Source organism: Deinococcus sp. (assembly GCF_030523985.1).
Taxonomy (GTDB): Bacteria; Deinococcota; Deinococci; order Deinococcales; family Deinococcaceae; genus Deinococcus.
In genome coordinates this window covers 1-10,921 of sequence record NZ_JAUNHK010000087.1, presented here as the reverse complement: position 1 = coordinate 10,921, position 10,921 = coordinate 1, and the positions used below count along the sequence as shown (strand labels likewise).

Genomic DNA, 10,921 nt, shown 5'->3' with positions numbered 1-10,921 from the left:
TTAAGCAGAAATTCAAACATTCTTCTCCTGTCTTTTGACCACACTGGCGATGACGTCAGGACCCAAGGAAGAACGGCGGCGGTTCAGTTGCTCCTCTTCTGGCCGCGCAGCCTCGTGGGCATCGACGACTCCTGATTCATCCGGACAAGGCGCAGAGTGTTCAGGGCGGGTTTTCTCGTTCATGGATGTCCCTCGTTCGGCTGTTGTTGGGCCTGGAAGAATGTTGCTGACGTTTGGAACCGAAGAGGAGAATATCCAGCGCTCACGTCGGCAAGTTGTGCGAACGGTTTATCGACGCATCATCGGGAAGGGCGTCACGGTTGGGGATTGACCCGGTGAGCCCTGAAGCCGCCCCCTTCTGGCCTACACTGACGGCCTGATGCTGGAGCGTTCCTCTTGAATCCGGTGGCGGCTGGCCTGCTGTCGGCCCTGACCTACGGCGTGGGCGATTTTCTGGCGGGGCTGGCAAGTCGGCGCGATTCGCCGCTGCGGGTGGTGGCGCTCACCCATCCGCTGAGTGCGCTGGCGCTGCTGGGTTTGGCGTTTTTGCTGGGTCAGCCTGTTCCGCCCGCCGCCGACCTGCTGTGGGGCATGGGCGCGGGACTGGTGGGGCTGGTCTCGGTGCTGGCCTTCTACCGTGCCCTGGCGTTGGGGCCGATGGGCGCGGTGTCGGTGGGCACAGGGGCGCTCTCGGCGGTGGTGCCCGTGGTGGTCGGCCTGCTGGCGGGCGAAAGCCTGAGCGCACTGGGTTGGCTGGGCGCGGCGGGTGTGCTGGTGGGCACGGCGCTGCTCAGTTTTCAGCCCGGCGACCGGGGGCAGGGCAGCGGCGTCCCGCTGGGGCTGCTGGCGGGCCTGGGGTTCGGGTTCTTCTTCGTGCTGCTGGGACAGGCCGAGTCCCCCGGCGTGCTGTGGACGCTGGCGGCGGCGCGGGTGGCGAGTTCGGCGGTCATCGTGCCGCTCACGGCCCGGCGGCTGGGCCTGAAACCGGAACATCCGCGCCTGATTCTGGCGTCTTTTCCCGGCGACATGCTGGGCAACCTGTTTTACCTGTTGGCCGTGCAGGGGGGCGGGCTGGCAATCGGGGCGCTGCTGTCGAGCCTCTACCCGGCCTTCACCACCCTGATGGCGGTCATGGTGCTGCGTGAGCACCTGCGCCTGCCCCAGTGGGTCGGCGTGGCCTTCGCGCTGGCGGGGGCGCTGCTGCTGTCTGGGCGCTGAGTCGAATTACCCGCGTTCGCGTTCGCGCAGCACCAACTGAATCAGGCCCAGCAGCACCAGTTCGTCGTCCTGGGCGGGGCTGGGGCGCAGTTCCTCGACCTGAAAGCGGCGGGACAGAAAACTGCGTTTCTTGTGGACGCGGTAGGCCGCCGTGCCCGCCGAGTCGCTGACGGTAAACGTCGGATTCACGAAATAGTCGAAGCCCATCGCCACGAAGTCGCCCACGAAGGGAATGGCGTCTACGGCCCCTTCCACCAGGCTCAGCCAGGGCTGGTCGTCGCGGATGACGAAGCGCACCTCGCCCTGTGGCCCCAGCAGTTCGTATCCGGCGGCCCAGAGGGTGCGCATCCCCTGCGCTTGCAGGGCGCCCACCACGCTGCCGTCAGTGCGGCGGATGCGGCGTTTGGCTTTCCAGTCCAGGGCGCCCGCCATGAATCCTTCCGCCTTCATGCCGTGGGTCTGGCGCTGACGCGACGAATCGGTGTAGACCTTGACCTCGTCGCGCACACTGAAGGTCTTCTCGCGGACGTAGGCCAGCAGCCGCCCCTGCGCGTCGTGAACCTGCAACTCGGTGAAGATGCTGAACTTGAATTCCAGCGTCAGGGGAAACTGAAGGGGGGACATGCCGCTGTTACGGGGTCAGGGCGCGGCAGGTTCCCTGGGACGGGGTCAGGGCGCGGCAGGTTCCCACAGGTCAAAGCGGGTGCCCACCTTCACGTCCTGTCCCTGCGCCCAGACCTGCGCGGGCTGGGGCTTTTTGGCTTCGGGCTGCACGGTGCGAATCAGGACGGCTCCGCTGCCACAGGCGACGGTCAGCCCCTCGGGGCCGCTGCCGAGAATCTGGCCCGGCTGACCTTGCCCTGCGCCCACGCTCAGCCCGGCGAGCTTGAGCCGTTTGCCCCCGAAAAAAGCGGTGGTCTGGGGCCACGCCGCCACGCCCCGGTAGCGGTCCACCACCGCCTGCGCCGGATCCTGCCAGCGCACGAAGCCGTCTTCCTTGACCAGCATGGGGGCGTGCGTGGCCTGCGCCTCGTCCTGGGGCTGGGGCCGCAGCGCATCCAGGTCATGCAGCGCCCGCACGATCAGCCCGGCGGCCTGAGTGCTGAGGGCTTCGGAAAGTTCCAGACTCGTCCACTCGGGCGCAATCGGTAACGGCTCCTGAAGCAGAATCGGCCCGGTGTCCATACCTTCGTCGGTCTGCATGATGGTCGTGCCCGTCACGCTTTCGCCGCCGATCAAGGCCCACTGAATCGGCGCGGCCCCCCGGTAGCGCGGCAGCAGGCTGGTGTGCGTGTTCAGAAAGCCGTAGCGCGGGATTTGCAGCACACTGGCGGGCAAAATCTTGCCGTAGGCGCAGGTCACGGCCACGTCTGCGCCGGAGTCGCGCAAAGTGGCGGCGAACTCGGCGTTGCCCCGCAGTTTTTTCGGCTGGGCCAGCGGCAAGCCCAGTTCGGCGGCGCGGGCGGCGACGGGCGGCGGCGTCAGCTTCAGGCCGCGTCCGACAGGTTTATCGGGTTGCGCGACGACCAGCACCACTTCAAACTCGGCGCGGATGGCCTCCAGCACGGGCAGCGCGAAGGCGGGCGACCCGAAAAAGGCGACCTTGGGCAGGCGGCTCAAAGGGTCTCCCGCAGGTGCGCCGTGCTGTTCCAGTGCGCCAGATGCGACAGGAAGTTCTTGGACGCCTGCTGAATCTTGAGCAGCTCGCGGCGGTGGTCTTCGGTGACCACGGCGGGCAAGTGGTCGAGAAACAGCTTGCCGTCGAGGTGGTCGGTTTCGTGCTGAAACACGCGGGCGAGGTAGTCCTCGGCTTCCAGGGTGCGCTGAACGCCGTCCAGGTCGGTATACGTCACCGATACCCGGCGCATCCGGGGCACGCCTTCTTCGTAGATGCCGGGAATGCTCAGGCAGCCTTCCTGATAGCTCTTGTCCTTTTTCTTGTCGAGCGCCTTCACGACGGGGTTGAGCATCACGTATTCACGCAGCACCCGCGAACGCAGCGGCTTTTCCTGGCCCTCGTTTTCTTCCTCGTCGTCGGCGTACTCGACCGCCACGAACAGCCGCACCGGGAGGCCGATTTGCGGCGCGGCGATGCCCACGCCCCGTTCCTCGAACATGGTTTCGAGCATGGTGTCGGCCACTTCGCGCACGGTCTGGGGCGCAAAACCGGGCACTTGCAGCGTGTCGGTCGGGGAAAGCGGCTTGGCCTTGCGGCGCAGCACCGGGTCACCATAAAGGCGCATGGGATAGACGCGGGGCTTGCCGCCGAAGGTCAGCGGTGATTCGGTGGCGGGCGTTTCGGCAGAGTCGGGCGCAGTCACAATGCCGCAGTTTAGTGCAGCGGCCCCGAAGCGGTTTTGTCACCTGCTGGAGGGCTTCATCGCCGACTGGAAAAAGTCGCACTGACTCGCGCCGCCACTGCCCGTATGCTGGGCGGTATGTCCACCTTGCGCGTCGCCGCCGCTGCCTATCCGGTCAGCTTTCTGACTTCCTGGGACGAATACGCCGCCAAACTCTCGCGCTGGGTGGGGGACGCGGCGGCGCAGGGGGCCGAACTGCTCGTCTTTCCCGAGTACGCGCCGCTGGAACTCGTCAGCCTGCTGCCCGCCGAACTGCACCACGACATCATCGGGATGCGTCCGGCTTTACAGGCTTTGCTGCCGGACTTTCTGGCCCTGCACGAGCGGCTGGCGCGGGAGCACGGGCTGACCATCGTGGCGGGCAGCCTGCCACAGGCGCAGGGGGCGGGCTATGTCAACCGCGCCCACGTCTTCGGGCCGCAGGGACCGCTGGGCCATCAGGACAAGCTGCTGATGACGCGCTTCGAGGCCGAGGAATGGCACATTGACCCCGGTGCGGGTGTGAAGGTCTTCGAAGCGAACGGCGTCAAATTCGGCATCGCCATCTGTTACGACTCGGAGTTTCCGCATCTTGCTCAGGCCCAGGCTGGGCAGGGCGCGGAACTGCTGGTCGTGCCGAGTTTCACGTCCTCGCGGGCCGGGTTCACGCGGGTACGGGTGGGCAGCATGGCCCGCGCCCTGGAAAACCAGTGTTACGCCCTGCACGCGCCGCTGCTGGCCGACGCGCCGTGGAGCTACGCCATCGAGGACGCGGTGGGCGAAGCGGGCCTCTACGCCCCCGCCGACCTGGGGCTGCCCGAAGACGGCGTGGTGGCGCGGGGCGAGTGGAATGCCCCCGGCTGGCTGGTGCACTCGCTGGACTTCACCCTGACCCGGCGGGTGCGCGAGGACGGGCATGTTCTGAACTGGCGTGACCGGGTGGCGGCGCTGGAACGCGTCACGGGGAAGCGGGCGTGACCGGAGGCGCGACGGCAGTGGTGCGGGTGCTGCGGCCCACCGAGGCTTCGGCGTATTTCGCGGTGCGGCTGGCGCTGCTCAAATCCGATCCACTGGCGTATGTCACCACCGCCGAGGAATGGGCCGGGCGGCGGCTGGCGACGGTGGCCGAGCGCCTGACCCCCGGCGACCATCACATGACCTACGGCGCTTATCTGGCGGGCGAACTGGTCGGCATCCTGACCCTGACCCGCGAAACCCGCCCGGCCCTGCGTCACCGCGCCGAAATCGTGGGGGTCGGCGTGTTGCCCCAGGCCCGTGGTCAGGGCTGCGCCGACGCGCTGATGCGGGCCGCCATTTCCCAGGTGCGCCGCTGGGAAGGGGTCGAACACATCGAACTCGCCGTGACCGACACCCAGCACGCCGCCCTGCGCCTCTACGAACGCTGGGGCTTCGTGACCTGGGGCGTGCAGCCGGGGGCCGTCGCCAGTGCGGACGGGGGGCGGCACGCGCTGCACCACATGACCCTGCGACTTTGAAACTGGGCAGCCCTGACGAGGTTCCTCAGCGCCGTTCCGAGCGCCACAGCAGCGCCAGTCCCGCCACCACCGCAATCAGGTCGGGGGCGTAGGCGGCGACCACCGGGGGCAGCCCGCCGTTTTCACCCATGATGCGAAACACGCTCCAGGTGGCGTAGTAGGCAAAGGCCAGCAAGATGGCCCAGGTAAAGCCCAGGTTCAGCCCACCCCGGAAGGAAAAGACCGCGAGGCTGACGGCGAAAAAGCTCAGCGCCAGGGCCGCCAGCGGTTCGGCGATCTTGCGGTGCAGCGCCGTGAATTCGGCGGGAGCGGGGACGCCCTGCTGCCGGTAGGCCTGGGTGCGGTTCCACAGGTCGCGCAGCGGCTGGTTGATGATGCCGGCCTGCTCGGTGCTGCTGCGTTCCTGCTTGGCGAAACTGGCCTGCACGTCCTGCACGGGGAGGCGGCCCGTCCTGAAGGTCAGCACCGTCACCGGGCGGGCGTTCTGGTAGGTCACGCGCTGCCCGTCGCGCAGTTCCAGCACGTTGCTGCCGGGGGTCAGCGTGCCCGACTGCGCCGTGATGACCTCGCGGGGAGCTTGCCCGGGCTGCATCACCACGATTCGCAGGTCGCGCAGTTCGCCGCCTGCGCCCACGCTGCCCACGCTGATGGCGCGGCCCAGCGCGTCGGTCAGCACCAAGCTCTGCCCGCTGGCGTCGGTGGCCCCCAGGCCCGCTACACGCGGGTTGTCGAACACGATTTGCTGCTGCACCTTAAGCGACTCCGAGTACGCTTTGGGCCGCAAGCCTTCGCCGATCAGAAACGACAGCGCCGCCACGCCCAGCGCCAGCGTCAGCACCGGGCGCATCAGTTGGGTGACCGGAATACCGCCCGCCAGCGCCCCCTTGATTTCCGAATCCGAGGCGAGGCGCGACAGGCCCAGCAGCGTGGCGAACATCAGCCCGATGGGCAGGGCGCGGGCCAGGGCTTCGGGCACGGTCAGCGCCAGCAGCCGCGCCACCAGCACCGGACTGGCTCCCTTGGCGAGCAGCGGCCCGATGACTTCTTCCAGGCCCGCCAGCAGAAACAGCAGGATGACCACCGCCAGCGCCCCCAGCAGCGGCGGCAAAATCTCGGACAGCACGTAGCGCTCGAAAAGTTTCATCGGTTCACCCGCCAGGCCAGCCCCAGGCCCAGGGCCACAAAAATCAGGCTGGGAATCCAGGCCGCCAGTGTGGGGTCGAGTGCTCCGGCGCGGGCGAGCTGCGGCATCGTGATCCACACGGCATAAAAACCTGCGATAAACACGATGACCGCCGCCATCGCCGCCGCCTGGTTACGCACCAGCAGTCCCAGCGCTGCCGCCGCCAGCGCGAAGGCGATGGGCGTGAAGGGGTCGGCGTAGCGCGAGGCGAGCTGGTAGGTGTAGTCCCGCCGTCCCTCGCGGGTCAGGGCGGTGCCCGCCAGCGTGCGGCGCAACTCGGCGGTGCTGATTTTCTTGGGGTCGGCGGGTGGGGGTTGCAGGGCATCGCGCTGCGGCAGCACCACCGCGCCCGCCACCTGCTGCGGGTGCTGCCCGGCTTTGGTCACCCAGGGCGAATCCAGCGTCCAGGTCTGCGCAGTGGCGTCCCAGGTGCCCGAGTTGGCGGTGTAGACCGCGCCGTCGCGCTGCACCATCACCCCGCCGAGCTGCGCCGCCCTGTGCGGCTGTGCGGCAGCGTTCGGCGCAGCCGAGGTGTCCAGGCCAGTCACCCGCCCGGCGTAGTACAGCGCTCCCGGCGGCGCGTAGGTGTAGTTGTCGCGGCTGGGAATGGGGGCCGACATGCCGAAGATGCCGTACCAAGTCTTGTCCCACTTGTCCAGGCCCGCCGGAACCACCGTGCCCGCATTCCAGAAAGCCACCACTCCCACCAGCGCGAAAGGCAGCAGCAGTGGCAGGGCCAGCGAAAGGGGCCGCACGCCCGCCGCCAAGCTCGCCTTGAGTTCCGAGTCCTTTTGCAGCCGCGACAGCCCCAGCAAGATGGCGAACGGCACCGCCAGCACCAGCGAACGGTTGACGATGCTGGGCAAAATGGCGATGAAGGCGGCTCCGGCTTCGGCGGCGCTGGCGTGGTAGCTGAGCGCCTTGCCCACCGTACTGCTGAGGGTGTCGGCCATTTGCAGGGCGAACATCAGCGCCAAGCCTGCCCCGTACATCTTCAGGACTTCTCGCAGGACATAACGCGGCAGGATGGACGGCACGGGCCAGATTCTAGCGGGCGACTCCATGAGGATCAGGAAAAGCCCTGACACAATGGGGGCCATGACCGCACCGGCCTCCCTGCCCCCCGAACCGCTGCCCCGCCTCCGCGAATTTGGCGTCTACATCGGGCGCTTCGAGCCGCCGCATCAGGCGCACCTGCTGGTGATGCAAGGGGCGTTGCAGAGTGTTCAGACCTTGATCGTGGTCATCGGCTCGGCACGGGCGGCCCGCAACACCAAAAATCCCTTCACGGCCCAGGAGAGGCAGGACGTCATTCTGGCGATGCTGGCCGAGGTCGGGGTGGAGGCCGGGCGGCTGCGGTTCGTGCAGGTGCGCGACTTCTTCTACAACGAGTCGCTGTGGCTCTCGCAGGTGCAGGGCGGCGTGGCGGCCCACACGGGGGGCAGCCGTGACGTGGCGCTGGTCGGGCACATCAAGGACGAGAGCAGCTACTACCTGCGCTCCTTTCCGGCCTGGGAATTTCTGCCGACGCATGTGGTCAGCCCGCTGAGTGCGACCGATGTTCGCAAGGCGTACTTCGAGGACCGCTTGGAGGACGTGCGCGGCATGGTGCCGCCCGCCGTCCACGCCTTTCTGGACGCGTTTCGCCAGACGCCCGACTACGCCGAACTGCGGGCCGAGTACGACTATCTGCGCGAGTACCGCGCCGCGTGGCAGGCGTCCCCGGCCCCGCCCGTGTTCGTGGCGGCGGACGCGGTGGTCACGCGCAGCGGGCATGTCCTGACCGTGCGCCGCGCCGCCCGCCCCGGACGCGGCCTGCTGGCGCTGCCCGGCGACCTGCTGGAATTCGGGGAAACGCTGCTGGCCTGCGCCGTTCGCAGCGTGCGCCAGGAAACCGGACTGCCCGCCGAGCACGACCTGACGGCGGCCCTCCGCGCCCAGACGGTCTTCGACTACCCTGACCGCAGTCAGCGCGGGCGCACGGTCACGCAGGCGTTTCACTTCGACCTGGGGCTGGGGGCACTGCCCGGCCTGCACCCCGCCGCCGACGCCGCCGAAGCGTTCTGGCTTCCCTTCAACGAGGCGCTGGGGCGGCCCGACCTCTTTTTCGAGGACCACCACGCCATCATCGAGCACTTCTTGATGCGGGGGTAGGGGCCACCCGTCAGTCTCCGATTCTGATGCGGCGGTAGAGCGCCTGCACGAAGCACCACGCGCCATAGCAGAGGGTGCCCAGCGCGACGACGGCGAGCAGTGCGCTGCCCTGGTCGTGCAGCCAGTTGAGGATGCCCGCCGTGTCGCGCACGCCGCTGGCACTCCCCTTCCAGGCGGCGAGCAGCAGGAAAACGCCCACCGCTCCGAGCACCACGCCCCGCGCCGCGATGCCCGCCTGCCCGACGCGCCTCACCGTTTCGGCGTGGCGGGCGGCGAAGTCGTGCAGGGCAATGCGCTTCATGAACTTGCCGCTGACAGCGTTGGCGACCTGCACCCCGCCGACGACCAGCATCACCAGTCCGGCCAGGCCCAGCAAGACTTGACCGCCGGGCCAGTCGAGCACCTGCCAGGCGAGGTCCTTCTGGGTGCTGCCGCCCGCCGTGACCGCCGCTTGGGTGGCGAGGCGGTAGGCAAAGTACGCCACCCCGAAGTTGGTCAGCCCGCTCACGGCGTACCCGGCCCGCTTGAGCAGGCCCTTGGGCCCGTTGCCCTGCTCCTCGGGGTCGAGCAGTGCCCGCAGCAGTTGCCACAGCGCGTAGCCCAGCAGCCCGACCACCAGCAGCCAGATGAGCAGCCCGCCCAGCGGCAGGTCGTGGATGCGGGTCAGGGCGCCCTGAGAATCGGTGACCTGACCACTTCGTCCCAGTGCCAGATTGAGTGCCAGCAGGCCGATGGTGCCGTAGACCACGCCCTTGCTGGCATAGCCGAAACGGGCCAGCGCCTCCAGACCCGGCGCGGCGTGGCGTACACCCTGCTCCACGCTTTCCTGAACGCTCTGCGTGGCCCCTTGCACCGCTTGGGCTCCGGCGTCACGCAGCTCAGTGCCGACTTCCTTCAGATTTGCCATTTGCCCCAGTGTGCCTGCCGCGCCGCCGCGCCGGGTGTCAGGTGGCTTCAGGGAAAGGTGATGATTTTGCCTGTACCTGACCGTTACTCTCTGGGAGATGACCCCAACTCAAGACGACAAGCAGTGGCAGGCCCTCACCGCGCACTGGCAGGAACTGGCCGACCTGGGCGGCATCGGGTCGCTGCTGGGCTGGGACCAGAGCACCTTTTTGCCCGCCGGAGCCGCCGAGGGCCGTTCGCGTCAGCAAAGTCTGCTCGCTGGTCTGCATCACGCCCGCGCCACCGATGCCGAGTACGGCAAGCAACTCGACGCCGCCGCCGGGCGCAGCGACCTCTCGCCCGAACAGGCCCGCATGGTGGCGGTCGCCCGGCAGGATTTCGAGAAGGCCACCCGCCTGCCCGCCGCCCTGGTGCGCGACCTCAGCGGACACCTGGGCCAGAGCTACAGCGCCTGGACCGAGGCGCGGCCCGCAGGCGACTTCGGGCGGATGGTGCCGTACCTCGAAAAGACGCTCGACCTGAGCCTGCAAGCTGCGAGCTACTTTCCCGAATTTGCCGACCCGATGGACTACTACATCAACGAGTCCGACGAGGGCATGACCGCCGAGCAGGTCGGGCAGGTCTTTGCTGAATTGCGGGGGGCGCTGGTGCCGCTGGCCGACGCCGTGATTGCCGCCGGAGCGCCACGCACCGACTTCCTGGCGCGGGGCTTTGACCAGAACAAACAACTGGCTTTCGGAGAGCGGGTCATCCGCGACTATGGCTACGACTTCACGCGGGGCCGCCAGGACCTCACGCATCACCCCTTCATGACGCGGCTGGGCGGGCACGATGTCCGCATTACCACGCGGGTCAAGGAAAACGACCCTACCGAGGCGCTGTATTCCACGCTGCACGAGGCTGGGCACGCCCTTTACGAACAGGGCGTGGACGAGGCGTTCCTGGGCACGCCGCTGGGCGGGGGCGTCAGCGCGGGTGTCCACGAGAGCCAGTCGCGGCTGTGGGAAAACCTGGTGGGCCGCTCGCGGGCGTTCTGGGCGGCCTACTTCGGAGACTGGCGCGACACCTTCCCGGAGCAACTGAGGGACGTGACCGAGGAGGAGATGCACCGCGCCGTCAACACCGTTTCGCGCTCGCTGATTCGCACCGACGCCGACGAACTGACCTACAACCTGCACGTCATCACCCGCTTTGAGCTGGAACGTGACCTGCTCTCGGGCAAGCTGGCGGTGCGTGACCTGAACGACGCCTGGCACGCCGCCTACGAGCAGAACCTGGGCCTACGGGCCCCCAGCGACACCGACGGGGCGCTACAAGACGTTCACTGGTACTTCGGCACCATCGGCGGGGCGTTTCAGGGCTACACCCTCGGCAACGTGTTGAGCGCCCAGTTCTACGCCGCTGCCGAGGCCGCCAACCCCGGCCTGGAGGCGGACATTGCCTGCAAGGACTTCTCGCGCCTGCGCTCCTGGCTGACCGAAAACGTGTACCGACATGGCCGCCTCTATACCCCCAGCGACCTGGTGGAGCGGGCGACGGGGCAGGCCCTCAGCGCCGCGCCATACCTCAAGTACCTGCGCGAGAAATACGGGGCGCTGTACGGGGTATGAGTCTGACCGCCTGAC

Annotated in this window: 11 protein-coding genes; 5 read left to right on the top strand and 6 right to left on the bottom strand. The window is 68.1% G+C overall.

What is annotated here, in order from left to right:
• Positions 1-405 precede the first annotated feature (405 nt).
• Positions 406-1,218 carry an EamA family transporter gene (locus Q4C89_RS11595; RefSeq protein WP_303102774.1) on the top strand — a complete coding sequence of 271 codons (813 nt, stop codon included), beginning with the start codon at positions 406-408 and terminating at the stop codon, positions 1,216-1,218.
• Between the two features lie 6 nt (positions 1,219-1,224).
• On the opposite strand, the gene Q4C89_RS11590 is transcribed toward Q4C89_RS11595, so the two are convergent.
• The 3 genes from Q4C89_RS11590 to def are packed head-to-tail and all read right to left on the bottom strand — an operon-like array spanning position 1,225 to position 3,539.
• Complete coding sequence (locus Q4C89_RS11590) at positions 1,225-1,842, bottom strand: hypothetical protein (protein ID WP_303102772.1); 618 nt, start codon at positions 1,840-1,842, stop codon at positions 1,225-1,227.
• A 45-nt stretch (positions 1,843-1,887) separates the two neighbouring features.
• The gene (gene fmt / locus Q4C89_RS11585; protein ID WP_303102771.1) at positions 1,888-2,838 is read right to left on the bottom strand and encodes a methionyl-tRNA formyltransferase; all 951 of its coding nucleotides are present in this window, start codon (positions 2,836-2,838) and stop codon (positions 1,888-1,890) included.
• Positions 2,835-3,539, bottom strand: coding sequence for a peptide deformylase (gene def, locus Q4C89_RS11580; RefSeq protein WP_303102770.1), 705 nt, complete (start codon positions 3,537-3,539; stop codon positions 2,835-2,837). The genes fmt and def overlap by 4 nt, the downstream gene beginning before the upstream one ends.
• A 117-nt stretch (positions 3,540-3,656) precedes the next feature.
• On the opposite strand from def, the gene Q4C89_RS11575 reads away from it, so the two are divergent.
• Entirely contained in the window at positions 3,657-4,535 is an 879-nt protein-coding gene (locus tag Q4C89_RS11575) for a carbon-nitrogen hydrolase family protein (protein ID WP_303102769.1), read from the top strand.
• Positions 4,532-5,053 carry a GNAT family N-acetyltransferase gene (locus tag Q4C89_RS11570; protein WP_303102768.1) on the top strand — a complete coding sequence of 174 codons (522 nt, stop codon included), beginning with the start codon at positions 4,532-4,534 and terminating at the stop codon, positions 5,051-5,053. Before Q4C89_RS11575 ends, Q4C89_RS11570 begins: the two co-directional genes overlap by 4 nt.
• Before the next feature lie 25 nt (positions 5,054-5,078).
• Here Q4C89_RS11570 and Q4C89_RS11565 read toward each other — a convergent pair whose 3' ends face one another.
• A complete protein-coding gene (locus tag Q4C89_RS11565; protein ID WP_303102767.1) occupies positions 5,079-6,197 on the bottom strand; it encodes an LptF/LptG family permease in 1,119 nt (372 codons plus the stop codon).
• Positions 6,194-7,273 (bottom strand): LptF/LptG family permease, encoded by a 1,080-nt coding sequence (locus Q4C89_RS11560; RefSeq protein WP_368493237.1) that lies wholly within the window; start codon positions 7,271-7,273, stop codon positions 6,194-6,196. Before Q4C89_RS11560 ends, Q4C89_RS11565 begins: the two co-directional genes overlap by 4 nt.
• 61 nt (positions 7,274-7,334) lie before the next feature.
• On the opposite strand from Q4C89_RS11560, the gene Q4C89_RS11555 reads away from it, so the two are divergent.
• Entirely contained in the window at positions 7,335-8,390 is a 1,056-nt protein-coding gene (locus Q4C89_RS11555) for a bifunctional nicotinamide-nucleotide adenylyltransferase/Nudix hydroxylase (protein WP_303102766.1), read from the top strand.
• 10 nt (positions 8,391-8,400) lie between these two features.
• On the opposite strand, the gene Q4C89_RS11550 is transcribed toward Q4C89_RS11555, so the two are convergent.
• Positions 8,401-9,297 (bottom strand): DUF1206 domain-containing protein, encoded by an 897-nt coding sequence (locus Q4C89_RS11550; protein WP_303102765.1) that lies wholly within the window; start codon positions 9,295-9,297, stop codon positions 8,401-8,403.
• Positions 9,298-9,394: 97 nt separating this feature from the next.
• Between Q4C89_RS11550 and Q4C89_RS11545 the strand changes: the two genes are divergently transcribed.
• Entirely contained in the window at positions 9,395-10,906 is a 1,512-nt protein-coding gene (locus Q4C89_RS11545; RefSeq protein ID WP_303102764.1) for a carboxypeptidase M32, read from the top strand.
• The last annotated feature ends 15 nt before the right edge of the window (positions 10,907-10,921 follow it).